The sequence below is a fragment of the Mesorhizobium sp. M7A.F.Ca.US.010.02.1.1 genome (assembly GCF_004023085.1).
GTDB lineage: Bacteria > Pseudomonadota > Alphaproteobacteria > Rhizobiales > Rhizobiaceae > Mesorhizobium.
Genome location: NZ_RZRV01000018.1, coordinates 79,859 through 104,201, shown reverse-complemented (window position 1 = coordinate 104,201; position 24,343 = coordinate 79,859). Strand labels below are relative to the sequence as shown.

Genomic DNA, 24,343 nt, shown 5'->3' with positions numbered 1-24,343 from the left:
CTAGAACCAAGGAGGTGAACACGTGACGGTTGCCGTATCTCCGGATGGGCTTCCAGCACTGGTGCTGAATGCGGATTACCGTCCGCTCAGCTATTACCCCTTGTCGCTCTGGTCGTGGCAGGATGCCATCAAGGCGGTGTTCCTCGACCGGGTGAACATCGTCGCCGAATACGAGCACGCCGTCTCCTCGCCGACCTTCTCGATGAAGCTGCCGAGCGTGGTCAGCCTGAAGGCCTATGTGAAGCCCTCCAGGCACCCGGCCTTCACCCGCTTCAACGTCTTCCTGCGCGACCGTTTCCAGTGCCAGTATTGCGGCACGCCGGAGGACTTGACCTTCGATCACGTCATTCCCCGCCACCGTGGCGGCGCGACGACATGGGAGAATGTCGTTGCCGCCTGTTCGCCCTGCAACCTCAGGAAGGGCGGCATGATGCCGGCGCATGCCAAGATGTGGCCGCTGCAGAAGCCTTTCCAGCCGACGGTGCACGATCTGCACAACAATGGCCGCCTGTTCCCGCCCAACCATCTGCATGAGAGCTGGATGGATTATCTGTACTGGGATGTCGAACTGGAGCCCTGAGATCGTTCGAGAATTCGGGAGGCTGGCCGTCTGGAGCGATTCACATGCCTACCACTTCCCGGTATCGGGCCAGCACGGTGGCGCTCACCTATCAGCGGCTTCGCGCTTAAGGACCGGCTTCCCCCACTCCGTCGCTGCTTCGCAGCGCCACCTCTCCCCCCTCCGGAGGGAGAGGAAGGGAGCCCAGCGTAAGGAGCGCTGGCTCAATAGGCTCGCGCCTTTCCTCTACCCCGTCGATCGGGGGAGAGGTGGCTCGGCGAAGCCGAGACGGAGTGGGGGTCGATCTTGCTCGGACGTCGAAAGTCGCGCCATCCGGCTCAGTCTGGCGAATTTTTGCTCGAACTCTGCGTCGCGCTGCTCAATCAGTCGCGGGTGAGGGCGCCGCGGAAGGCTACGGCGGCGAGGATCAGGCTGGCGATGGCGTTCCAGCCGGCCAGCGACAGGCCGAGGATGCGCAAGGCGGCCTTGTCACAGGACGGCGGCACGAATTTGTCGAGCGCGTCGAGCACGCCCTTGCCGCCGGTGTCGACCGGCCCGGCGCCTGCGGTACAATCGGTCGGGCCGGCCCACCACTGCCATTCGACGCCGGAGTGGTAGACGCCGAGATAGAGGCCGTAGAGCATCAGGATGCCGCCGACGGCCAGCAGGCCGCGCGTCAGCCAGCTGGGTGCGTGCAGCATCGACGCAATCACCGCCAGCACCATCAGCGGCACGCCGATATAGTAGGGCGTGCGCTGTTCGAGGCAGAGGTGGCAGGGGATGTAGCCGCCGAGATACTGGAAGCCGAGCGCCGAACCAACGGTGGCGGCCATGGCAACGGCGAGGAACAAGGCGGTTAGCGTGCGCTGGCGTCCGGTGTCGGCATTCATGGTCGCTGTCATTTCAATCGGTCCGTCCGGCTCGCAATGGTTCTGTTCAGAACGCGTATTTGACGAGGATATAGAGCAAAATCAGGGCAGCCGCGCCGGCGCCGGCGATGAGGCCGAGGCGCTTTTCGATGAATTCGCGGATCGGTTCGCCATAATGGCGCAGCAGCCAGGCGAGCAGCAGGAAACGGCCACCGCGGGCCACGATCGCCAGCACCACGAACAACAGCAAATTGACGCCGATGACGCCGGACAGGATCGTCACCACCTTGATCGGCGGCAGGTGGGCAGCGCCCGACGTGATCAGCATCAGGACGATGAAGCCGACGCCTGCCCCCGCGCGCAGCGCTTCGAACTCGTCGTACTTGCCGTAGAATTCGAGGATCGGCCTCGCCACCGCGTCATAGGCGTAGTGGCCGATGAACCAGCCGGCGATGCCGCCCAGCACCGAGGCGACGGTGGCGATCAGCGCATAGCGGTAGGCGCGATCCGGCCGCGACAGCGCCATCGGCAGATAGAGCACGTCGGCCGGCACCAGGAACACCGAGCTTTCGACGAAGGCGATGAAGGCCAGCCACCATTCGGCGGATTTGCGGGCCGCCAGCGACAAGGTCCAGTCGTAAAGTCCGCGAAGCATCGGCACTCCTAATGCGTGTCGTTCAATTGCGCAGGCAGGTTGGGGTGTAACGGCATGCACAGAACAAAGACCCAGAGCACGCCATCCGTCCCCGCAGACGTGCCGCGCTTTGATGCGCCGCCTGTCTAGAAAGATTTTCCGCGCTGCACAATGGCAGCCCCGTCACGAAATCGAAAGGCGCAGTTTGGTCGCATCTTGAGAGCGCCGGAGAATTGGCCAGTTGACGAACAGCCCTCCAACCGTATAGTCCCGCGCCATCCAGGCCGCCCGGCCTGAGCCCCTATGGCGGAATTGGTAGACGCGCTCGACTCAAAATCGAGTTCCGCAAGGAGTGCTGGTTCGATTCCGGCTAGGGGCACCAACCTTCACTCTTCGAGCTTTGGGTGGCAAATCCCAACGCGATCAAGACGCCTTGCGCGTCGCGGTGGGATCGCCGTCATTGGCCGCGCCAAGCTCGCCAGCCGCCAGCAATTCGTCGAATGTCCGTTCGAGATCGGCATTGTCATCCGCTGCCGGTCCGCTGGGCGGATCCTGGCGTCTCAGCGTTTCCAGCCTGTGGTGAAGCTGGCGGTTCTCATCGCGGCAACGGGCATGCGCGAGCTCGTCGGTCATGTCGCGCAAGCGGAGATCGGCGAGTTGAACCTTCACCGCGCCATAGTCTCGGCGCGCCGCGTCGCGCTCCTGGCGCAACGTCGCAATCTCGGTTTCCGGGGTTTGGCGCCGATGCTCGGCCACGTCCTCGGCGCGCTGCCCCACGCTCGGCGTTGCGCGGACCACGCTTTGATCGGCGGCGCTGCGCTGGAGTGAGCGCAACCTCTTTTCAAGTTCGGCGGCCCGTACCTGCGCGGTGGCGGCGCAATCGCCGAGAACGCCGCGCTGATGCTCGACCGTGGACAGCCGCACCTGCAGGTCCTGCTGCACCAGCATCTGCGCAGACAGTCTGCCGGTCAGTCTTTCGTTGTGGAGCTGGTAATCCGCGACTTTGGAACGAAGCAGCATGGCGGCCTGTTGCAAGCTGGCGAGCCGCGATGCAACGTCCTCACGCGCCTGCTCGGCGGCTTGCCTGGCGATGATCTCGTCGCGAAGTTGCCCCGACACGCGCGCCAGGTTCCGGCCCAGACGCTCGACCTCGACATTCGCTTCGAGGAACCGCGTTGCGCGCTGGCCGGCATGCCTGTCCGCTTGCGCAATGGTCTGCCGTGCCTTGTTGAGTTGGACCTCCAGGTCGGCGATTGTCTTACTCGCGATCGATAGCTCGCGCGATTTTCGCCCAAGCTCTTTCGAGGTGCGATCCTGCAAGCGCTGCAGCTTCGCCACCTCTTCCTGCAATTCCCATTTGTCGGTATCGGGAGCGTCGGCATCGTGATCAACCAACGACCACGCCAAGTCGTCATCGGCACGTGGATCCAGCCTATCGTTGGACAAGAGCGAGGAGCCGCGCATGGCGCGGGCCTGGCTCGAGCCCGTCCGGGCCGAAGTCGAGCCGAGGGAGGCGGCCAGCGTGTCTGACTGGGCCAACCCGGTCACGGGCTCCTCTTCGAAGAGAGGCAAAGCTTGATGCGTTGCGGCTCGAATGCTTCGAATCAGTTCTTCGAAGTCTTCGTCGGCCCTTCGGACAACGGCGCTGTCCTCCGCACTGATGTGCCGGGCGCCGTTGGCCTCATGATTCAGCGACATTTCTCTCTCATCGCTACCGAATCACTAGATTATCGTGAATTAAGAACAAGAATGCGAGTAGGTCTTATGGGCTTTCACTGGAAATTTCTGCGAGAAATCTCGTTTTTTTATAAGCAGAGATCAATATTCGCGTTTGCCTGCTGGCAACCGAAGTAAATTCCCGGTCACCCACCTGTCAAATATTGCAGCGAAGATGTGCCATTCTCCAGAACCGCACCCTGCCTTTTCTTACCGCCGCCCCAGCAAGCTCTTCATCCGGTTGCGCAGCAGGCGGGCCATGTTGCGGGTTTCGCGGTAGAGGTGCAGTTGCGAGGCGGCCTGGCGGGTGAGGCGGTCGGCGTCCGGCGCCAGGCCGATCACCAGGGTGCCCATCGGCTTGCGCTCGGCCCATAGCCGGCTCATCACCGGATGGTCGGGCACCGCGCAGGAATCGGTCATCATGATGTTGGGATCGTCGAGATGCTGCCTGGTCACCTCGATCATCAGTAGCGTGCCGGGCGAATAGCTGGCCAGCGTCTCGTCATAGGCCGTCTTCCAGGTGTAGGCGATGCCGGCTTCGACGAAGACGATCAGGCAGGCGATGGTGCGGCCGTCGAGCGTCAGCGAGTGGATGCGGCACATGTCCTGTTCGGCCAGCCGGTGCACGGCTTCGCGGGCGAAGGCGGCGCGGAAGCGGTCGATCGCCATGGCGGTGCGTTCGCGGCCTTTCCAGCCGGCCGCTTCCAGCGACAGGAAGCCTTCGATAGCATGGCGGATGTCTTCGGGGCCGCGCGCCACGACATGCTCAAGCTTGCCAAGGTCGCCAAGGCGCCGCTTCAGGCGGCGGAACTCGCGATAATGGTGCGAGCGCAGCGAGGCCTTCAGATAATCGTCTCCATCGAGCTCGCTCTCCAGCGCCGGGCGCTGGCTCTGGCCGGTGGTGACCAGCGTCAGGCCGCGAGCCTCGGCCACGGTGGCAAGCAGGCTCGCCACCGGGCCATCGAGCCGGATGTCGGGCAGGACGAACACTTTCGGCAGCTTGAGATGCGGGCGCGACAGCATCGCAAAAAAGTCCTCGACGACGCCGACCGGGTCGTCGCGGTCGACCAGCGGCGTGCCGAGCGGACCGAACGGGCTCGACCATGTGCGCATGACCGGAACGCCGAGCGGCACCACCGGCCGCTCAACAGAGAACGGCACCAGAAGGCGCAGCCGGTTGCGGTATTCGTCGCCGTCACGGATGACCGCCAGCCGCACCTCGCGATCCTCCAGCCGCGGCATGGCCGGGGCCAGGAAGCGCGGATTGAAGAAAACATTGGGCTCGACCGTGCGGGCGCAGAGATAGTCCAGTTCCTCGACCAGGTCGAAGCCGGCCGATGCCGGGTAGATGGCGAGCTTGCGCTCGGGCCGGTTGTTGGCGAGGATCTCGATATGGGCGGGGTCGGCATCGCGGGTCAGCCCGGCGAGCCCCGACACCATGGCGCCGGCGGTGCCGCCGCTGGTTTCCTCAAGCAACGGGATGGCAGCCATCACGCGGCTCCTTTGGCAGGCACGAAGATAAGCATGGCGATGCCGAGCTTGCGCCACACCGTGAAGGAGAGCGCGCCGGCTTCGAAGATCATGGCAAAGGCGGTGGCCATTGCCGCGCCCCACAGGCCGAACATCGGGATCAGCACCACATTGAGGGCGATGTTGAAGGCCAGCGTCATGGCATAGACGGCGGCGCAGATGTTCTGGTTGCCGCTCATCGTCAGCAGGCTTTCGCAGGGGCCGACGGCGGCCCGCGCCACGACGCCGAAGACGAGCAGGAACAGCAGCGGATAGCCTGATGTGAATTCAGGGCCGAACAGCACCAGCATCGGCTCGCCGAGCGCCAGCACCAGCAGCGCCATCAAGAGCGATGGCCAGAACGTCCACGACACCGTCTCGCGGGCAAAGGCGGCAAGCCTTTGCGGGTCGCCATGGGTGAACTGGGCGTAGCGCTGGGCAACGCCGGCCTTGACGGCGAAGTAGACGAAATGCACCAGCGCCAGCGTCTTCACGGTGGCGAAATAAACGGCGACGTCGTTGGGATCCATATAGGCGCCGACCATCAGCACGTCGGCATTGGTCAGCAGGAAGAAGAAGCTCTCGACCAGGAAGATCGGCAGCGAGACGATGAACCATTGCGCGAAATGCACCTTCATCGGCCCGGCCGGGATCTGCCTTTCCATGCGCTGGGTGACACCGACGAGTTGTCCCAGCGTGGTGGCGTAGGTGGCGGCGATCGAGGCGAAGATGGCGGTCCTGGCATCGGGTGCGTAGCCCACGAACAGCATCAGCGCCATGAACAGCAGGATCAGCACGGGCCGCACCAGATAGGTCGGCGACAGGGCAAACAGTGCCCAGCTGTTGGCGCGTGCCAGGCCCGACAAAAGGTCGGACATGGCGATCATCGGCAGGCAGATGACGCCGAGGATGAACGGGATCACATAGTAGTTCTCGATCCAGGGTGCCGCCAGCCAGACGCCGAGCGCGCCGAGCCCGGCAATCAGCGTGGAGGCGATCAGCACGAACAGGCGGCTGGCCAGCACGATGCCGCGCAGTTCGTCCATCAGGCCGCGCTCGCGATATTCGGGAATGTAGCGGATGACGGAGGTGTGGAAGCCCAGGCAGGCGAGGTTTCCGACGATGACCATCGTCACCCAGACGAGGACGAAGATGCCATATTCGAACGAGCCCATCCACCGTGCCATCAGCACCTGGCTGACGAAGGCGATGACGGCGCTGACGATGCGGACCGAGAAGGCGATGACCGACATGCGGCTCGCCTCGCCGCGCTCGTCGGCGGTGAACAGCACGGCATCGATGCGGCCAAGCAACGGCCCCATGCGCAGCGCCCAACGCTGCGGCAAGAACCGCCCGGCAGTCGTGGCCGCGGAAAAGCGCACCCCGATTTCTCTCCGTTTTCCGCTTCTTTTCAGGGTTGGGTGTAGCGGAGACACATTAAGAAACGGTTGGGTGAGGGCGGGGTGCGGCGGGCGAAAAGTCAGCGATTTGGCTTTTTCGAGTGACGAACGTCCGGTGCCATAGCGGAGGGCCGGTAGGGGCGGTGCGTGGCACGCTCATAAGTCATGCCGATGGCGTCGCCATAACGAGGGTGGTGCCGTCATCCATTCGAACACCATCGAAAGCTATCTCTCGGCGTTCAAGCGTGGCATGCGCGGCAAGGTGTCGTCGGCAACGCCTGACTTATGAAACGACTAGTGCAAGGTGAGGCACCCTATGGTGTCTGGCGACCGTCTAAATATCGCTCCAAAGCCAAAGCCAAAAAGGGCTGGAGAGCTTAGTCAGAAAGAGCAATCCGAGCGGTTTAAACAAGCCGCCCGGGAAGCTGAGGCCGACGAAACGGATCAGGCTTAGCGGTATTATGGAGCAAACTCGCCAAATTTATTGATGTTTGCCGTCAATAATCGTGCAAATTGCGACTTGTTTGACAAACTTGGGGCGCGGGAGTACCCCATACATGCCAGTCCTGCAGTATGAAGCGTAGGAAACGCACCTCAAGTTTCTAGTTAGCCGAAAATGGGCGATCCGGATCGTTCCTAGGCGCGCTTGAGGAGTCGAGGTTCGAGTCCTCTGAATGGGTGTGTGGATTGTCGCCCGGTATGGGAAAACATAGGAAACGCTGGAAAAAGCCGTAGGCATTGGAAAAATCAGGAAAATAGAACGGCCTTCCAAGCGCTTGGAAGGCCGTTCGCGTTTAGCCACCTACTTTGGTGCCGCTACCTTGCGTTTATGAGATCCGAAAATTCGGCTAATCAAACTCGGCGTAGGGTCAGCATAATAGAAGCTTTCGAAGTGAACGTTTTCGATCTCAGAGCCTGATACAAACATTTGGCCTCGGCTTTGCTCCTGCCTCGATACCCGTCGAGCCTCTCCAAACGTCGTCGTGGGTACAGGATCGTCAAAAACCATATAGAACTTCTCTGGGTCGGAGAGAATTATATGGTCGATGTTATTTCCTTCCCGGAGGCAAATTTCCTCAGGATATCCGCAATACATCAACCTCTGTTTGTCGTGGCCGACTTTGGTAAGGACAAAACACGTTAGGAACGGCGCGCCTTTTTGTGAGAGCATCGGATAGATAGGTCCATACATCATCCGGCCAATTAAGCCGATTTGGCGGGAAAGTCGCTGGACGGTGCGAGCCAACACGTATGCGAGTAGGCACACCAAGGAAAACATGGCAACAGTCCTCATCGGATAATTTATGAGGAAGTTCGCTATTGTAAATCGCCTATTTTCTTGTAGGTGGTCATCAAAGATATAAACAATGTCATTTAGCTCGGCAATGCCGAACCTTATTCCATTGCCTATTTCATTTGCGATATACGTGTTTATCTGCAGAATTGATATCGTAAGCGTAAATATCATCGTCGAATACAATATGACCGCTATCGACGAATACAACGTTCCAGATGCCAAAAAGGGCCGCCTCACGGGCGACCCTTCATATAAAGAAAACCTAAAAATGAGACCAGGAACGAGAAACAGGAAAAGCGCTAGGGTAGATACGCTTAGCGACATGCCTAGTTGGCTTCGACGGCTTGTTCCCTGATGATAGCACGAATGCGCCGCTTCACGTCCTCAACGTCCAGGTTTTTATCCTTCTCATGGTTCGCTTTCGCTGCCTCAGACATAGCGCGATAAACGACCGAAAACGATGCGTTAGATTCCCGACGCAATTCGTCGAGAACCTTATCCCGATATGCGAATGCGTTCATCGAATTGCTCCCTACGAATCCGCGCTAATCCCAACGGATGCATGCAGCCATTGTTCCGAATCAAACGTTTCCAGTTTGTTAATCGCAGATTTTTCAATCCTTACGTACATTCGAATCGTACGTCAATTGCAACGATCAGCGCAATGGTTGCGGATGCAATCGCTGCAAGGGACTTATGCATTACGATTAATACGTTCAAGAATGTGCGCGAAAATTCACACTTCCAAGCTAACATGGCGAACGCCGATCACCTCTATGCAGATCATAAAAAATGCAGCGGTGAAGCTACCACGGCTTATCTTGTTGGCCAGATTGCGCTCGCTTTTGTGGGCGTCCTTCTCGGTCAGTTTTTCGGCAAGCGCCGCATAGGTTATGCCCCGGCGCTTCAGCTCGCCCTTCAATTCTTCTCGCGTATCAGTCGCGCCGCATCGCTGGCAACTATTTCGGCTCCTATGCCGCCGAGATGGTATGGCGCGAAGACAACCGCCGCGAGGCAAACGGCACTCAGTACGCGATGGTTGTCAGCGCGGTAGGTGTCGCGCCGAAGTCGGATCAATGGTGCGGGTACTGGCAGCGCCGCGCAAGGCAAGCCTTTAGGCGCCGGCCTTCTTCTGCTCTTTCTTTAGGAAGACATCCAGATACTGACCAAGAACGGCAAGCCCGTCAGCGGACATGTTTTCCGGGAAGATCAGTGTCACGTCCCCTTCCTCTACGGGGAATACCGCCTTTCGCGATCCCTTTTTCGCTTCAATCACTACAGTTTCGCCTGGGCGGTGGACCACGTAGTCCACGAGATGTTGCGGCATGGCCGGAGGCGTCTGTGCGGGAGAAGGTTCCATAACTTTGATCTCTTTTACTGGAATCCCCGACATCCCCCGATCGGTGAAGATCCATTGATTGTCAGCCGAAAACCCTAAGACGGTCGCGCCGTTCGGGAACTGGTCCGAACCTTGACTGGTCCACTGGATCTTATCACCGACCTTAACATCAGGGGGAGACTTGTCCGCCCCGTCATTATGATTCCCGGCGCCATTTTTGTCCACATCTTTATCGGGACCGTACAGACCGATGTATTGGGCTGTCTCCTTAAATTCGGCCAAAAGCTCGTTGGCTGCGTCCCTGTTGAAATGAAGATCGAAGACCAAAAAATGGATTAGGGAGCCGTCCGATGCTAGCCCCGTGGGGTATTTTTCGAAGATCGCCTTATGTGCCGTTGGGTTAAGAGCAACCCGCCGTACCAAAACTTTTTTCTCCGTGTCGTCTTCGCGCTGGTCGAGCAGAATGCGTCGCGCGATTTCAGAGACTTTCACTTTGCGCGTGTCGCCTTCACCTTGGACTTCGATTAACCCATAATATCCGAGAGTTGCAAGAATCTGGCGCCCCCCACTGCTCTTGGAGCTATAGCCCCATGCGGTTGCCGCCGATTCGATTGGCGCTGCATACTCCCCCTCTCTTTCATAAAGGGCCTTGGTCTTCTCCACGGCCTTCTGGACGCTGATGGCGGGGTAAGAGGGGCTGCGCCCGACCCGACGCTTCTGCGCGCTCTTGGTCTCAGCGCTCATGGTCTCGCTCTGGTCCGACATTTTGGCCTCCGGCTCTGATTTCCAAGCCTTCATATAGGAAGAGGCTGGCAAAGTCAAAAATCCGAATATGTCCAGACGACGTATTGCATTATGACCACATTGCCCACAGGATGCGCCGTGGAGATTCGTTCCCCACGGTGCATCAAGTAAAGGTATCGGCATGGAACCCATATAGCTTGACCGCTTCCTGATCTGACGAGGTCTGATCCACCTGGTCAGTTTCAGCAGCCGCCGCTGGGCGGTAGGAGCCGGGGCGCGAATGCTCCGGTTCCACAACTGGTCCGGGAATGGTCCCAGATCAGAAACATGCGACCGAATAAACGGCGCACTTACAACCCGGCGACAATGATTCATCCTTGAATCAGCGTCAACTGTTTATTCGGTCGCATCCTTTTCAGAAAGGAAAAGGGATGAACGACCGTAAGGTGACGCCGGATATGGTTCCGGTGATCAAGTTGGCCCGCTATCTAGGAATCCCGTATTCATGGATTTCGGGCTATTACCCCGGCCTCAACTTTGGCCGGATTGCCGACGTGATGGCGGGGCGCTTGTTCCCCGAAATCCCGCCGGCGGCAGAACTCCCGCTTGACTTCCCGCTGCCGGAAGCAGAAGCGGCTTAAGGCGATTAGATAGGGGCGACCTATAGGTCGCCCCTTTTCAGTTTCCACAGCTTGTAAGGGCCGAATGCGTCTTGGTCGTCGGTCCAGCCACAGTCGCTCACGCCACCAGCGAGAAGGCAGCTGTAACTAATGAATTAACCACCATAAGAACCCTAGCGAACCTAGATACGCGCTCTGTGCAAAGGGCATTTGCAGTTCTGAAACGATCCCAAAGATGTTCGAACGAGGGTTTTCGTTCTGCCTAGGTATCTTAGCCTCGCTGATAGCGTCTTTCATTTCTGATTGGTGGCGGTAGTCCGAGCTACGAGACTACGCGAACGCCCCGTGGCAGTGCTTGTACTTCTTCCCCGATCCACACGGGCAGGCTTCGTTGCGGCCGACCTTGCCCCAGGTGGCCTGGTTGTTGGGGTCGCGGTCTTCGGGAGCGACGACGGCGGTTGTCTCCGGGCGGACCAGGAGGGCGGTCTCGCCGCCTTCGAAGTCGTTTTCGCCGGTTGTGCCGTCAATATGGGTGCCGAACATGTCGGGGGCTTCCGGAGGCGGCGCTTCGGCGGCCTGGCGGACCAGTTCGACGCGCATCAGCTGCGCGGTGACGGCCTGGCGCAGATTGCCCAGCATGGCCTGGAACAGCTCGAACGCCTCGCCCTTGTATTCCTGCAGCGGATCGCGCTGGGCGTAGCCGCGGAAGCCGACGACCGAACGCAGATGGTCGAGATTGACGATGTGCTCGCGCCACAGATGGTCGAGCGTCTGCAACACAACCGAGCGCTCGACGTAATTCATCACCTCGGGGCCAAAACGCTCGGCGCGCTCCTTGGCGGCGGCTTCGGCGGCCTGCCCGATGCGCTCGCGGATGTCGTCCTCGGCGATGCCCTCTTCCTTGGCCCAGTCCTCGACCGGCAGGTCGAGGTTCAGGAACTCGGCGATCTCGGCCTTCAGCCCGGCAACGTTCCACTGCTCGGCATAGGCGTTTTCGGGAATGGCCTTGGCGACGATCTCGTCGATGACGCCTTCGCGCATCTCGGCGATCGTTTCGGAGAGGCCCTCGCCGTCCATCAGCTCGATGCGCTGCTCGAACACCACCTTGCGCTGGTCGTTGGAGACGTCGTCATATTTCAGAAGGTTCTTGCGGATGTCGAAGTTGCGCGCCTCGACCTTCTTCTGCGCTTTTTCCAGCGCCTTGTTGATCCACGGATGGATGATCGCCTCGTCTTCCTTGAGGCCGAGCTTCTGCAGCATGCCGTCCATGCGCTCGGAGCCGAAGATGCGCATCAGATCGTCCTGCAGCGACAGGAAGAATTTCGAGCGGCCGGGGTCGCCCTGACGACCGGAGCGGCCGCGCAACTGGTTGTCGATGCGGCGCGATTCGTGGCGTTCGGTGGCCAGCACGTAGAGGCCGCCGGCGGCTAGCGCCTTTTCCTTCAGCCGCTCGATGTCGGCAATGATTTCCTTTTCCCGCGCCTCGCGCTCGGGTCCGGCCGGCATGTCGCCGAGTTCTTCCTCGATGCGCATCTCGGCATTGCCGCCGAGCTTGATGTCGGTCCCGCGGCCGGCCATGTTGGTGGCGATGGTGATGGCGCCTGGCTTGCCGGCCTGGGCGACGATCGCCGCCTCGCGCTCGTGATGGCGGGCGTTCAGCACTTCGAAATCGGTAAAACCTTCCTTGCGCAGGCGCTCGGCCAGCTGCTCGGACTTTTCGATGGAAGTGGTGCCGACCAGCGTCGGCTGGCCCTTGGCGCTGGCTTCGCGGATCTCCCTGACGATCGCCTTGTATTTCTCCTCGACAGTCCGGTAGACCTCGTCGTCCTCGTCGATGCGCACGACGGGCAGATTGGTCGGGATCTCAGTGACTTCGAGACCGTAGATGTTGCCGAATTCCTCGGCCTCGGTCAGCGCCGTGCCGGTCATGCCGGAGAGCTTCTTGTAGAGGCGGAAATAGTTCTGGAAGGTGACGGAGGCCAGCGTCTGGTTCTCCGGCTGGATCGCCACATGCTCCTTGGCTTCGAGCGCCTGGTGCAGGCCTTCCGAATAGCGGCGGCCCGGCATCATGCGGCCGGTGAACTCGTCGATGATGACGATCTCGCCATTGCGGACGATGTAGTCCTTGTCCTTCTGGAACAGCCGGTGCGCCTTCAGCGCATTGTTGACGTGGTGGACTATGGCGACGTTCTCGACGTCGTAGAGCGACTCGCCCTTGAGCAGGCCGGCGTCGCGCAAAAGGTTCTCGAGCTTCTCGGTGCCTTCCTCGGTGAAGATCGAGGTCTTCTGCTTCTCGTCGACCTCATAATCCTGCGGCTGCAGCTGGATGATGAAGGTGTCGATGGTGTTGTACATTTCCGAACGGTCCTCGAGCGGACCGGAAATGATCAGCGGCGTGCGCGCCTCGTCGACCAGGATGGAATCGACTTCGTCGACGATCGCGTAATTGTGACCGCGCTGCACCATCTGGGCGCGCTCGTATTTCATGTTGTCGCGCAGATAGTCGAAGCCGAGCTCGTTGTTGGTGGCGTAGGTGACATCGGCGGCGTAGGCGGCGCTGCGCTCCTCGTCGGACAGGCCATGGACGATGACCCCGACCGAGAGGCCGAGGAACTTGTAGACGCGGCCCATCCATTCGGAGTCGCGGGTGGCCAGATAGTCGTTGACGGTGACGACGTGGACGCCCTTGCCGGCGAGCGCGTTGAGGTAGACCGGCAGCGTCGCGACCAGGGTCTTGCCCTCGCCGGTGCGCATCTCGGCAATGCCGCCATTGTGCAGCACCATGCCGCCGATCAGCTGGACATCGAAGGGGCGCATGCCGAGCACGCGGCGCGCGGCCTCGCGGGCGGTGGCGAAGGCCGGCACCAACAGGTCGTCGAGCGTGGCGCCGTTGGCGATGTCCTGGCGGAATTTTGCGGTGCGGCCGACCAACTCCTCGTCGGAAAGCGCCCGCATCTCGTTTTCCATGGCGTTGATCGCCTCGACACGAGGCCGGGTCGATTTGACCCGACGGTCATTGGAGGAACCGAAAACCTTACGGGCGAGACCGCCGAGACTGACCATCCAATGGTCCTTTCGATAGAATTCTCAATCTTGAGATGAGCGCCGGCCGGCCCCATCAATTCCACGTGAACACTGGCAAACACATTAGTGAACACTGGCAAACACAAAAAGCGCCCGGAAAACGGTTCTGGACGCAAAGTCGTTGGACAGATAAGAGGGGGCTCAACTGATGTCAACGCCGCGCCGGCCCTGCTGGCTGCGCCAAATTCCGCCACAATCTGGCCGATCTGGAAGCCACCCCTCTTTCAATCCCCACCGGAGTTACCCCATGTCCTTGTTGTTCCGCCGCGCGTCGCTCGCCAGCCTTGGCTTGGCAGTCGGCCTGTCGGCCCTTTCGCTCTCGCCGCTGATGGCGCAGCAAACCGCTCCCGCTCCGGCGGATGCAGCAGCGCCGGCCGCGGCACCGGTCGATCCGAACAAGGTTATCGCCACGGTCAACGGCCAGCCCCTGACCGAAGCAGATCTGGTGCTTGCCGAAGGGGAATTGTCGCAGCAGTTCGCGCAATTGCCGCCCGAGCAGCGCCGTGCCGCCGCCCTTTCGGCTGCCATCGAGATCCGCGTCATGGCCGCCGAGGCGGTCACCACAGGGCTCGACAAGGATCCCGACTTCCAGCGCCGCATGGCTTTCCTGCAGGAGCGCGCGCTGCATGGCGAGATGGTCGAGAAGGGCGTCGTCGACAAGGTCACCGACGCCGAGGTCCGCGCCCGTTACGACCAGGAAATCGCCAACACGCCGCCCACCAATGAGCTGCATGCCCGTCACATCCTCGTGAAGACCAAGGAAGAGGCCGAGGCCATCATCAAGCAGCTCGATGGCGGCGCCGACTTCCAGAAGCTCGCCAACGAGCACACCAGCGATCCCTCGGGCAAGACCAGCGGCGGCGATCTCGGCTGGTTCGGACCTGGCCAGATGGTGCCGGAGTTCGACAAGGCGGCCTCCGCGCTCGAGGTCGGCAAATACACCGAGCAGCCGGTGCAAACGCAGTTCGGCTGGCATGTCATCAAGCTCGAGGACAAGCGCACCAAGCAGCCGCCGGCCTTCGAGGACGTCAAGGACCAGGCCAAGCAGGCGGTCATCCGCGACAAGTATTTCGCACTGGTCAAGTCGCTGCGCGCCGGCGCCAAGATCGAGATCCCCGACGCGAACCTGAAGAAGACGGTCGATACGCTGGAAAGCGCCAAGTAAGACTGATAGCTCCTTGAAAAAGGGCGCGGCAGCCAGGGGTTGCCGCGCCCTTTCTCATTGCCATCTTTACGGGGCGGGCGCCGCTATGCCTCGCATCACGTAGTTGACCGCCTTGCCGATGGTCGCTTCGTCCTCGTCGAGCCGGTTGGTCAACAGATGTCTCCAGGCGAAGGAGGCGATGAGGTCTGCGACAACAGCTGAATCGATTTCGGCCGGGATTTCGCCCCTTGCCTTGGCGCGTTCGATGATCTGGCCGGTATGGGATCGTCGGCCCAGTGAGTAGTCGGCAAGGGCCGCGGCAGCGGCCTCGTCCGACTGTGCCTCGGCGATCAGCGACCGGAACACGCTTCCCGACGATGTCTCGCGCCAGTGGGCGAACAGGTTTTTGAGGAAGCCGACGAGATCCTCCTCCAGCCGCCCGGTATCGGGAACATCGACGCGCTTCTGGCGCTGATAGACCTCGAGCAGCAATGCCGCCTTGCTCGGCCACCAGCGATAGATGGTGGGTTTGCCGGCGCGGGCTCGCCGCGCCACCGCCTCGATCGAGAAACCGGCATAACCGGCTTCGACCAGCACGGCCTCGGCGGCTTCGAGAATGGCATCGGCGCTGTCGGGGTTGCGCCGCGCACCGATCGATCTGCGCGCCGGATCGGCGTCCTCGGCCATCTCTGTCTCCTCGCCAACACTATCGCCGGCAATATAGGCGACCCGACGCTCAAACGAAACGGCGCGTTTTCAAGCTTCAGGAACGGATGGTAGCGGCAGGGGTTAAGTTTATTCTCTGGAAGTCTACCGGCGTGTCGGTTGGCGAAGCTCCAAAGGCAAAAACCCGCCGGGCGGCGGGTCACTGGCGCAAATCAGCACCATGGGCAAAAATGTAGCATAGCTGCCCTCACCGAGTCAAGAAAAAATTCCTATCGCTATGAGACGCTGCCGGCTTAAATTGCCCGGCTGGCCGTGGGATCACGCCTACTGCATCGCCTGCGATGTCTCGGATTCGATACGCCAGCCGCCGCCGGCCTTGACCAGCCCAAGCGTGACGCGCGCCTTGCCGGTCAGGCGTGCCGCCGACGTGTCCTTTGGAAGATAGTCGTAGCGCATCGCAAAGACTGCCTCGGCGCGATCTTCGCCCTGCGGAGCGACTTCCAGGCTGCCGGCCTCCATGCTTAGCGACCAGGAGGCCCACTGCGCGAACCAGTCGGCCTTGACCTTGACGATGGCGTCGGCGTCGTAGCGGGTTCCGAAGATGATGGCGGATGGGCCGTAGAGCCGTTTGACGGTCTCGCTCATCGCCCTGGTGTCCGGCGTCAGATAGTCCTGGCGCAGGAATTTCTCGATCGATCCCTTGTCGTCGCCGACAGAGCGTTCAAGTGCGGCGACTTCCGTCGAAGGCGCCGGCGCCGCGGCCGGCCTTTGTGGCTCTGCGGGTTGTCCGTCCGAGACGAATTCGAAGCGTTCGAGCAGCGATCCCTGCTCCCAGGGGCGCTGGGTTTCGCGGGTTTGCGAAACCACGTCACGGCGCACCGCGATCATCATGTCGTTGATGCTCTGGCCGGGCTCGGCGATGTGGCGCAGCAGGGCGGCGGCGAAGGGCGAGTTGCGTCCGCTGCCGTCCATGGCGACAGCGCCAGGTGCCGTCGAGAAGGCGATGAACGAGCCGCGCGTCGAATCGAACTGGGCCAGCCCGGCCAGCGCCTTCGCCGAGCGCGTGGTGGCGGTGCGGCTGAGACTGCGGGCAAATGGATTGTTGCGGCAGGCATCGAGAAACACCAGGCTGACCTTGGTCTGCTGTTCCATGATGTCGAGGACTTCGTCGATCGGCACGGCCTCGAGCTGCAGCTTGACCGGTACGTCCAGCCTGGCGTCGACCGGCACGATGTAGTTGCGCCCGTCGACCTGCAGGCCGTGGCCGGCATAGTAGAAAAGCCCGACGCCGGCGCCTTCGAGCGCATCGGAGAACTCACCGATGCTGCGCTCGAGTTCGCGCTTGCCGAGATCATTGCCTTCGATGACATCGAAGCCGATGGAGCGCAGCTTGTCGGCGATGTCGAGGGCGTCGTTCACAGGATTGGCCAGCGTGCCGGCTTCGGCGTAAGTGCCGTTGCCGATGACAAGCGCTACCCGCCGTTGCGGCTGCGCATCCGCGCTCAGCAGCAAAAGTCCCAGAAATGCCCATGCAAGGATCGCAAGCCTGCCCATGGGGCAGATCATAACGCCATCGGCCCCGGCGACGCCATCGGATTTGAAATGCAGGCCTAACCACGAGCGGGTTCGAGCTCCCGGGCAAGAGCGACGAAAACGCCTTGCGCCCGCGCGGTCTATCGGGCAAACCGGCCTTCCCCTGCGATTTTTCCCGCCCGAGGCCTCCATGTCCACGACGATTTCGCCGCTCGCGCCGAAGAAATACCCCAAAATGCCGGAAATCGAAGGGGTGCGCATCGCCACCGCCGAGGCAGGGATAAAGTACAAAAACCGCACCGATCTTTTGACCATGGTCTTCGATGAAGGCACCGCGATCGCCGGCGTGTTCACGAAATCGAAATGCCCTTCGGCGCCGGTCGACTTCTGCCGGCAGAATCTCGGCGCAGGCAAGGCCCGGGTGCTGGTCGTCAATTCCGGCAACGCCAACGCCTTCACCGGCAAGAGAGGCCGCGAGTCGACCGCGCTGACCGGCGAGGCGGCCGCGAAGGCGGCCGGCTGCACGGCAGCGGAGGTTTTCCTGGCCTCGACCGGCGTCATCGGCGAGCCGCTCGATACCAGCAAATTCAGCCATCTGCTCGCGGGACTGGTCAGCAACGGCAAGCCTGAGCTGTGGACCGAAGCGGCAAAGGCGATCATGACCACGGATACCTATCCGAAACTGGCGACCGCGACCGTCAAGCTCGGCGACACCGATGTCACCATCAACGGCATTTCCAAGGGCGCCGGCATGATCGCGCCCGACATGGCGACGATGCTCTCCTTCATCGCCACCGACGCGCCGATCGCCGCCCCTGTCCTGCAGGATCTGTTGTCGCGCGGCACGGCCAAGACTTTCAACGCGGTCACCGTCGACAGCGACACCTCGACCAGCGACACGCTGCTGATCTTCGCCACCGGCAAGGCCGCCAAGCGCGGTGCGCCGGAGATAACCGATCCCAGGGATGCCCGTCTCGGCGCGTTCCGCCGGGCGCTCGGCAAGGTGCTGAAATCGCTGGCGCTGCAAGTGGTGCGCGACGGCGAGGGCGCCCGCAAGCAGGTCGAAGTCACCGTCACCGGCGCCAAATCGGCGCGCTCGGCCAAGCGCATCGCGCTGTCGATCGCCAATTCGCCGCTGGTCAAGACGGCGGTCGCCGGCGAGGACGCCAATTGGGGCCGCGTCGTCATGGCCGTCGGCAAGGCCGGCGAACCCGCCGATCGCGACCGGCTGTCGATCTGGTTCGGCGACAACAGGCTGGCGCATGAAGGCGAGCGCGACCCCGGCTACTCCGAGGCCGCGACGTCGGCCTACATGAAGCGCGACGACATCCGCATCCGTGCCGATATCGGCATCGGTCGCGGCAAGGCGACGGTGTGGACCTGCGATCTCACCAAGGAATATGTCGCCATCAATGGCGATTATCGGAGCTGACGGTTTTGAGCTCCAGGCATCCGGCAAGCATGCTCGCGATCGTACGCCGCTACGAGGCGGCCGGCTTTCGCGCCTGGCCGGCAGCCGCCGTCCACTATGACGGCACCTGGGTGGTGCGGCTGACCGCCGGCCATCCGGCCAAGCGGCTGAACTCGGTCAATCCGCTCGATCCCGGCGATATCATGCACATGGCCGACCGTATTGGCCGGGCCAGCCGCCGTTTCGATGCCTATGGAAGGCCGCTGACGTTCCGCATGTCGCCGCTGTCGGGCCCAGATCTCGCCAGCCATCTCGACCGCGAGGGCTGGAGCCGGTTCGACGAGTCGCTGGTCATGCGGCTGCCGCTGGCCGGCGCGCAGCTCGACGCCGCCATGGACCAGATTCCGCTCAAGGACATCAGCCGCTTCATCGGCGCGTTGCTCAAGGTCAGCGGTTCGGATGTTTCGCTGCGGCCCGGCCTGTCGGAGATCATCGGCGCCATCCAGCCCGAAGCCGGGCTGTTCGCGCTCGAAGATGGAGCCGAGGCGCTGGCGACGCTTATCTGCGTGCATGACGGCGATCTCGCCGGCCTGTTCGAGGTCGCCACCGACAAGTCGGCACGCAACAGGGGCCATGGCCGCAACCTGATCCTGTCGGCGCTCAAATGGGCGCGACTGCGGGGCGCGCGGGAGGCCTGGCTGCAGGTCGAGGCCAACAATGTGCCGGCGCTGGCGCTCTACCATTCGCTCGGCTTCGAGGAAGTCTATCGCTACCACTATCGCCGGCCCCCGGGTCATGAATGATGTCGTGACCGCCGGCAAACGCCTGCTCCTGGTCGCCGCCTGCGCGCTGGTCGATGCCGACGGCCGGGTGCTTCTGGCGCAGCGGCCTCAGGGCAAGCAACTTGCCGGGTTGTGGGAATTTCCCGGCGGCAAGGTCGAGCCCGGCGAGACGCCCGAACAATGCATCATTCGCGAACTGCATGAGGAAATCGGCATCGAAACCGACATCCCGTGCCTGGCGCCGCTTACTTTCGCCAGTCATTCCTACGACGATTTCCACCTGCTGATGCCGCTGTTCGTCTGCCGCCGCTTTCGCGGCATAGCCCAGCCCAGGGAAGGGCAGACGCTGAAATGGGTGCGGCCGAAGCAGATGCGCGACTATCCGATGCCGCCGGCCGATGCGCCGCTGATCCCGTTCCTCATCGATCTTCTCTGAGGCTCGCGTTCGGTCGGTTCCTGGCCGAGGCGTGTATCAGCCAGCGTTAATGGAAGATTTATCTCGTCGTGAAAAATTGAGGCATGGCCGTTCGCGGCCGAGCCGTCGATTTGCCGGGGAGCGATAGCATGAGCCTAGACAGGGATTGGGACTCGATCCGGCCCGAGCGCGGCTTTCGCGCCGCCGATGCGGGCATGGGCATATTGCGCATCACGCTGCTGTTCGGTTCGGCCGCGGTGGCGCTGGCGCTGATCGCAACCCCTTTCCTCGACAGCCAGACACGCTCGCTCTCGGCCCGTAATGGTTTCGGCGGGCTCGACATGGCGGCCACAGGCTCGATCGGCCATCGCGAAACCTACACGCTGCGCCGCAGCGTGCTGCAGCCGCAGCCGAGCTCGGTCTGCATCATCAGGTCCAATGGCAGGAGCAGCGGCGACTGCTGACATGGTTAAGAGATTTCGGAAAGGCGGCAGCTTCATCGCCTGTTAAGCCTTTGCCGTTAACCTTTCTTAACAGGTCGGCTGTAAGGTCCCGGACAGAGGGGTTAAGGCCATGAAAGCAGTGCTGCTGCGTTTTCTGAACGACGAGACCGGCGCCACGGCCGTCGAATATAGCCTGATCGTCGCCGTGCTGTCATTGGCTATCGTCGGCGGCATCGGCCGGGTCTTCGACTCGCTCACCTGGCTGTTCAGCGACAATAACAGCAAGCTTGCGAACGCTTTCGCACCCACTCCCTGATCCGGCTTTTCCGCGCCTGCGGGCAGGATCATTGCCCGCCGGGCGCCTCCAGAATTGCCTTCAGCGAGATCTTGGCCGACCCTGGCTTCAGCGGTTTTTGCTGCGATGCGTCGGGCGCCCAGCCGGACATCCAGACAATCGAGAAGCTTGCCCTCACGCGCCCGTCGGGGTCGGAAAACCGCTCGGCGTAGATTTCCGCCGCACGGGCAAACAGCTTGCGCGAGCCCGGCCGCCGGCTGCGATCGGTGAGCGCATTGGTCTCGCCCATGGCCCGCAAATCCGCCATAAGGTTAAACAGGCTGGCATAGCGCACGGTCACCGTCTCGACGTCGGCGACCGGCAGAGCGAGACCGGCGCGCTGCAGCAGCGCACCGGCATCGCGCACGTCGGTGAACGGGGCGACACGCGGGCTGGCGCCGCCGTAAAGCTCGGTCTCGGCCGAAAGCAGGCTTTCGCGCAACTCGAAAAGCGTACCGGCGCCGGCAAAGGCGCCGAGGAAAAGCCCATCCGGCCGCAACGCACGGCGGATCTGGATCAGCATGCCGGGGATGTCGTTCATGGCCTGCAGCGACAGAAGCGACACCGCCAGATCGAGGCTTTCCGCTTCGAACGGCACGGTTTCGAGCGGTGCGATCAAGCCGGCGCCGCCACCGCTCAGGAAGGCCGTGTCCGCCTCGACGCGGACAATGTCGGCGACCTTGCTGCTTTCGGCGAGCGTTTCGGCCGCCGCCGGCGTCTGGCAAAACAGCACAGCCGCCTTGCCGAACCTGCGCTCGACGGCGCCCAGCCGGTCGGCAAGGTCCTCGGCCGTGCGGCGCATGAGGAAGTCCGCGCCGTCGACCGGATGGGCAAGGGCGCGCCGCTTGTGCGCCAGCCACAGAGAGGTATCCATTATCGGCTGCAACGGGCAGATCCTTTGTTTGTCCACGCTCCGAGATCGTTGATATAGTGGCGTGCAGGAGCAACCACGTGGCCGATCCGATGCCCAAGATCAAGTCCATCGGAATCACGAACCTGGCCCGGTCGGTTGTCGGCTGGCCGGCGCGGATGCTGTTTCCGCCGGTCTGCGCCGGTTGCCGCCGGCATGTCTCGCAGCCGGGCGTGCTGTGCGGCGCCTGCTGGCCGAAGCTCAGGCTGCTGGAGCGGCCATGGTGCCCGGTCATGGGCACGCCGTTCACCCATCATATGGGCGAAGGCTTTCTGTCGGCCGAGGCGATTGCCGATCCGCCGCCTTTCGAGCGGGCGCGAGCGGCGGTCGCCTATTCCGGCGTCGCCCGCCAGATGGTGCAAGGATTGAAATACCAGGATCGCACGGATCTGGCACCTTGGATGGCGCGCTGGATGGTGCGTGCGGGTGCCGATCTCATCGCCGAGGCGGATGTGGTGGTGCCGGTGCCGCTGCACTGGCGGCGCTTTTTCAGGCGGCGCTTCAACCAGTCGGCGGAGCTGGCAAGGGCGGTCTCGGCGCTCAATGAATTGCCCTTCGCCCCCTCGGCGGTGCGGCGCGTGAAACTCACCCGCCAGCAGGTCGGGCTGGAGCGCGGGGAACGCGAGGAAAATGTGCGGGCCGCCTTTCGGGTACCCGCCGAGGCGGAAATCGAGATCGCCGGCCGCAGGGTGCTTTTGATCGATGATGTCTACACCACCGGCGCCACGGTGCGCTCCGCCACCAAGGCGCTGAAAAGGGGAGGTGCGGCCGCCGTCGACGTGCTGACCTTTGCCCGTGTGTTGCCGGGGGACTTCCGGGCGGACGAGTCCGCGACTATATAAGTCGGCAACGAACAGCGGAAATTCGTCATGGCCGATGTCACGATCTACACCCGCATGATGTGCGGCTATTGCACGGCAGCCAAGCGGCTGCTCGAGCGCAAGGGCATAGCCTTTACCGAGCACGATGCCTCCTTCTCGCCGGAACTGCGCCAGGAGATGATCTCCCGGGCGCATGGCCGCTCGACCTTTCCGCAGATTTTCATCGGCGATACGCATGTCGGTGGCTGTGACGATCTCCACGAGCTGGAGGCCGAAGGCCGGCTCGACAAACTGCTCGCCGACGGCGCGACGAATTGAGGGAATGACGATGGGTGTTTTCAAAGCCGCTGCGATCCAGATGCGTTCAGGCGAGAGCCCCGAGCGCAACGCCGTCGATCTCGAACGGCTGGTGCGTGAAGCAGCTGGCCAAGGTGCCGCCTACATCCAGACGCCGGAAATGACCGGCGCGCTGATCCGCGACAAGGAAGCTCGCGCCGCCTCCTTCACCTCCGAGGACAAGGATATCGTCGTTGCGACCGCGCGCAAGCTGGCCAAGGAACTCGGCGTCTTCCTGCATATCGGCTCGACAGCCATTTTACGCGCCGACGGCAAGCTCGCCAACCGGGCGCTGCTGTTCGGGCCGGACGGCGCCGCGCTCGCCACCTACGACAAGATCCACATGTTCGACGTCGACCTCGACAATGGCGAGTCGTGGCGCGAATCCGCCGCCTACGAACCGGGCACCGAGGCCGTCGTCACCGAGATCGAGGGTGCAAAGCTCGGCTTCGCCGTTTGCTACGATCTGCGCTTTCCGCAGCTCTTCCGTGCCGAGGCACTGGCCGGCGCCGACCTGCTTTCCGTACCTGCCGCCTTCACCCGCCAGACCGGCGAGGCGCACTGGCATGTGCTGCTCAGGGCCCGCGCCATCGAGAATGGCGCCTATGTCGTCGCCGCCGCGCAGGGCGGCTTGCATGAGGATGGCCGCGAGACCTACGGTCATTCGCTGATCGTCGATCCGTGGGGCCGTATCATCGCGGAAGCCGCGCATGACGAGCCGGCGGTGATCATCGCCGAGATCGACCCGGCGCAGTCGCTTGCCGCGCGCAAGAAGATCCCCAATCTCAGAAATGCGCGGGATTTCGCCGTCAATGCTGGCTTGGGCGAGGCGCCGCGGCTCAGGGGTGCAGCCTCTTGATCCGTTTTGCCCTGATCTGTGAGCACGAGCACGAATTCGAAGGCTGGTTCCGCAGCAACGACGATTTCGACACCCAGAAGAAGCGCGGCTTTGTCGATTGCCCCACCTGCGGTTCGCACAAGGTGCAGAAAGCGCTGATGGCGCCGGCTGTCTCCACGGCGCGCAAGCAGGAAACCATAGCGCTCGCCATGGGCGAGGCGCAGAAGCAGGCTCTGGCGCAGCTGAAGGCGATGGCCGAGAAGGTGCGCGAGAATGCCGACTATGTCGGCGACAAGTTCGCCGAGGAAGCGCGAAAGATCCATTTCGGCGAGAGCGACCCGCGCGGCATCTATGGCGAGGCGACGCTGGACGAGGCCAAGAGCCTGGCCGAGGACGGGGTCGAGTTCATGCCGATCCCGGTGTTTCCGGACGATCGCAATTGAGCGGCTAGCTGACGCTGCCGATCAATTTCTCAAGCAGCCGAGAGAGCGTTTCGCGTTCCGCCTGCGTCAAGCCCGAAAGCACCGCGTGTTCGTTGGCCACATGGGCGGTAACGGCCTCGTCGACCAGCGCCAAGCCCTTTTCGGTCAGCCTCACGACAATGCCGCGTCTATCGTTGGGATGAGGCCCACGCAGGATCAATCCGGACGTTTCGAGCCGGTCGAGCCGGTTGGTCATGGCGCCCGATGTGACCATCGTCGCTTCATAGAGAGCGGTTGGCGTCAGCGCGTAAGGTAAGCCCGAGCGGCGCAGCGTTGCCAGCACGTCGAATTCCCCGGACTGCAATCCATAACGGGCAAACAGCGGCGCGAGCCGTTCGCGGGCGATCAGCGAGGCGGCCTCGTTCAGCCGTCCGAGCACGGCCATCGGCGAGACATCCAGATCCGGCCGCTCCCGCTTCCATTGCTCGATCGCTCTTGCTGCCCTGTCCAATTGTCT

25 protein-coding genes, 1 tRNA gene and 1 pseudogene are annotated in these 24,343 nt (G+C 62.3%); 14 read left to right on the top strand and 13 right to left on the bottom strand.

Annotation, left to right across the window (positions count from 1 at the left end):
• Positions 1–22 precede the first annotated feature (22 nt).
• Positions 23–580, top strand: a complete 558-nt coding sequence (locus EOA19_RS19860) for an HNH endonuclease (protein WP_006328497.1) — start codon at positions 23–25, stop codon at positions 578–580.
• A 362-nt stretch (positions 581–942) separates the two neighbouring features.
• Here the strand turns inward: EOA19_RS19860 and EOA19_RS19855 are convergent, their stop codons facing one another.
• Complete coding sequence (locus EOA19_RS19855; RefSeq protein WP_013529434.1) at positions 943–1,461, bottom strand: disulfide bond formation protein B; 519 nt, start codon at positions 1,459–1,461, stop codon at positions 943–945.
• Between the two features lie 34 nt (positions 1,462–1,495).
• A complete protein-coding gene (locus EOA19_RS19850) occupies positions 1,496–2,083 on the bottom strand; it encodes a YqaA family protein (protein ID WP_023811139.1) in 588 nt (195 codons plus the stop codon).
• Positions 2,084–2,359: 276 nt separating this feature from the next.
• Between EOA19_RS19850 and EOA19_RS19845 the strand changes: the two genes are divergently transcribed.
• Positions 2,360–2,444, top strand: a tRNA-Leu gene (locus tag EOA19_RS19845).
• Positions 2,445–2,485: 41 nt separating this feature from the next.
• Here EOA19_RS19845 and EOA19_RS19840 read toward each other — a convergent pair.
• The 5 genes from EOA19_RS19840 to EOA19_RS19820 form a co-directional block, all read right to left on the bottom strand.
• Positions 2,486–3,760, bottom strand: a complete 1,275-nt coding sequence (locus EOA19_RS19840) for a hypothetical protein (protein WP_128304569.1) — start codon at positions 3,758–3,760, stop codon at positions 2,486–2,488.
• A gap of 228 nt (positions 3,761–3,988) precedes the next feature.
• Entirely contained in the window at positions 3,989–5,269 is a 1,281-nt protein-coding gene (locus EOA19_RS19835) for a GNAT family N-acetyltransferase (RefSeq protein WP_128304568.1), read from the bottom strand.
• Positions 5,269–6,669: a lipopolysaccharide biosynthesis protein gene (locus EOA19_RS19830; protein WP_128304567.1), complete on the bottom strand. Its 1,401-nt coding sequence runs from the start codon at positions 6,667–6,669 to the stop codon at positions 5,269–5,271. Before EOA19_RS19830 ends, EOA19_RS19835 begins: the two co-directional genes overlap by 1 nt.
• A gap of 1,641 nt (positions 6,670–8,310) precedes the next feature.
• Positions 8,311–8,505, bottom strand: coding sequence for a hypothetical protein (locus EOA19_RS19825; RefSeq protein ID WP_128304566.1), 195 nt, complete (start codon positions 8,503–8,505; stop codon positions 8,311–8,313).
• A gap of 215 nt (positions 8,506–8,720) precedes the next feature.
• A complete protein-coding gene (locus EOA19_RS19820) occupies positions 8,721–8,906 on the bottom strand; it encodes a DUF6471 domain-containing protein (protein ID WP_128304565.1) in 186 nt (61 codons plus the stop codon).
• Between the two features lie 26 nt (positions 8,907–8,932).
• On the opposite strand from EOA19_RS19820, the pseudogene EOA19_RS35910 reads away from it, so the two are divergent.
• A pseudogene (locus EOA19_RS35910) lies at positions 8,933–9,088 on the top strand (IS1595 family transposase); the annotation flags it as partial.
• A gap of 10 nt (positions 9,089–9,098) precedes the next feature.
• Here the strand turns inward: EOA19_RS35910 and EOA19_RS19815 are convergent.
• Positions 9,099–10,088 carry a hypothetical protein gene (locus EOA19_RS19815; protein WP_128304564.1) on the bottom strand — a complete coding sequence of 330 codons (990 nt, stop codon included), beginning with the start codon at positions 10,086–10,088 and terminating at the stop codon, positions 9,099–9,101.
• 410 nt (positions 10,089–10,498) lie between these two features.
• Here EOA19_RS19815 and EOA19_RS19810 point away from each other — a divergent pair, with 410 nt between their 5' ends.
• Positions 10,499–10,708, top strand: a complete 210-nt coding sequence (locus tag EOA19_RS19810; RefSeq protein WP_128304563.1) for a hypothetical protein — start codon at positions 10,499–10,501, stop codon at positions 10,706–10,708.
• 309 nt (positions 10,709–11,017) lie between these two features.
• Here EOA19_RS19810 and secA read toward each other — a convergent pair whose 3' ends face one another.
• Positions 11,018–13,750: a preprotein translocase subunit SecA gene (secA, locus tag EOA19_RS19805; protein ID WP_128304562.1), complete on the bottom strand. Its 2,733-nt coding sequence runs from the start codon at positions 13,748–13,750 to the stop codon at positions 11,018–11,020.
• Positions 13,751–14,018: 268 nt separating this feature from the next.
• Between secA and EOA19_RS19800 the strand changes: the two genes are divergently transcribed.
• A complete protein-coding gene (locus EOA19_RS19800) occupies positions 14,019–14,936 on the top strand; it encodes a peptidylprolyl isomerase (RefSeq protein ID WP_023811146.1) in 918 nt (305 codons plus the stop codon).
• Positions 14,937–15,002: 66 nt separating this feature from the next.
• On the opposite strand, the gene EOA19_RS19795 is transcribed toward EOA19_RS19800, so the two are convergent.
• Both EOA19_RS19795 and EOA19_RS19790 read right to left on the bottom strand, forming a co-directional pair.
• Positions 15,003–15,602: a TetR/AcrR family transcriptional regulator gene (locus EOA19_RS19795; protein WP_128304561.1), complete on the bottom strand. Its 600-nt coding sequence runs from the start codon at positions 15,600–15,602 to the stop codon at positions 15,003–15,005.
• Between the two features lie 303 nt (positions 15,603–15,905).
• Positions 15,906–17,135, bottom strand: coding sequence for a caspase domain-containing protein (locus EOA19_RS19790; protein WP_128304560.1), 1,230 nt, complete (start codon positions 17,133–17,135; stop codon positions 15,906–15,908).
• A 169-nt stretch (positions 17,136–17,304) separates the two neighbouring features.
• Here EOA19_RS19790 and argJ point away from each other — a divergent pair, with 169 nt between their 5' ends.
• The 5 genes from argJ to EOA19_RS19765 all read left to right on the top strand — a co-directional run bounded on the left by argJ (position 17,305) and on the right by EOA19_RS19765 (position 20,481).
• Positions 17,305–18,546 (top strand): bifunctional glutamate N-acetyltransferase/amino-acid acetyltransferase ArgJ, encoded by a 1,242-nt coding sequence (gene argJ, locus EOA19_RS19785; protein ID WP_128304559.1) that lies wholly within the window; start codon positions 17,305–17,307, stop codon positions 18,544–18,546.
• 29 nt (positions 18,547–18,575) lie between these two features.
• Positions 18,576–19,328, top strand: a complete 753-nt coding sequence (locus EOA19_RS19780) for a GNAT family N-acetyltransferase (RefSeq protein WP_031213220.1) — start codon at positions 18,576–18,578, stop codon at positions 19,326–19,328.
• Entirely contained in the window at positions 19,321–19,743 is a 423-nt protein-coding gene (locus EOA19_RS19775; RefSeq protein WP_023811151.1) for a (deoxy)nucleoside triphosphate pyrophosphohydrolase, read from the top strand. Before EOA19_RS19780 ends, EOA19_RS19775 begins: the two co-directional genes overlap by 8 nt.
• A gap of 128 nt (positions 19,744–19,871) precedes the next feature.
• Complete coding sequence (locus EOA19_RS19770; protein WP_023811152.1) at positions 19,872–20,186, top strand: hypothetical protein; 315 nt, start codon at positions 19,872–19,874, stop codon at positions 20,184–20,186.
• Between the two features lie 109 nt (positions 20,187–20,295).
• Positions 20,296–20,481: a Flp family type IVb pilin gene (locus tag EOA19_RS19765; RefSeq protein WP_128304558.1), complete on the top strand. Its 186-nt coding sequence runs from the start codon at positions 20,296–20,298 to the stop codon at positions 20,479–20,481.
• Between the two features lie 28 nt (positions 20,482–20,509).
• Here EOA19_RS19765 and EOA19_RS19760 read toward each other — a convergent pair whose 3' ends face one another.
• Positions 20,510–21,385: a methyltransferase domain-containing protein gene (locus EOA19_RS19760; protein ID WP_128304557.1), complete on the bottom strand. Its 876-nt coding sequence runs from the start codon at positions 21,383–21,385 to the stop codon at positions 20,510–20,512.
• A gap of 65 nt (positions 21,386–21,450) precedes the next feature.
• Between EOA19_RS19760 and EOA19_RS19755 the strand changes: the two genes are divergently transcribed.
• From EOA19_RS19755 to EOA19_RS19740, 4 genes are read left to right on the top strand one after another with little or no spacing between them, the layout of a single operon-like run.
• Entirely contained in the window at positions 21,451–22,251 is an 801-nt protein-coding gene (locus tag EOA19_RS19755) for a ComF family protein (protein WP_128304556.1), read from the top strand.
• 27 nt (positions 22,252–22,278) lie between these two features.
• Positions 22,279–22,548, top strand: a complete 270-nt coding sequence (gene grxC / locus EOA19_RS19750; RefSeq protein WP_128304555.1) for a glutaredoxin 3 — start codon at positions 22,279–22,281, stop codon at positions 22,546–22,548.
• Positions 22,549–22,558: 10 nt separating this feature from the next.
• Complete coding sequence (locus EOA19_RS19745; RefSeq protein ID WP_128304554.1) at positions 22,559–23,425, top strand: carbon-nitrogen hydrolase family protein; 867 nt, start codon at positions 22,559–22,561, stop codon at positions 23,423–23,425.
• Positions 23,422–23,847 carry a DUF1178 family protein gene (locus EOA19_RS19740; RefSeq protein WP_023811158.1) on the top strand — a complete coding sequence of 142 codons (426 nt, stop codon included), beginning with the start codon at positions 23,422–23,424 and terminating at the stop codon, positions 23,845–23,847. The genes EOA19_RS19745 and EOA19_RS19740 overlap by 4 nt, the downstream gene beginning before the upstream one ends.
• Positions 23,848–23,851: 4 nt before the next feature.
• Here the strand turns inward: EOA19_RS19740 and EOA19_RS19735 are convergent, their stop codons facing one another.
• Positions 23,852–24,337, bottom strand: coding sequence for a MarR family transcriptional regulator (locus tag EOA19_RS19735; RefSeq protein WP_128304576.1), 486 nt, complete (start codon positions 24,335–24,337; stop codon positions 23,852–23,854).
• Positions 24,338–24,343: the final 6 nt, after the last annotated feature.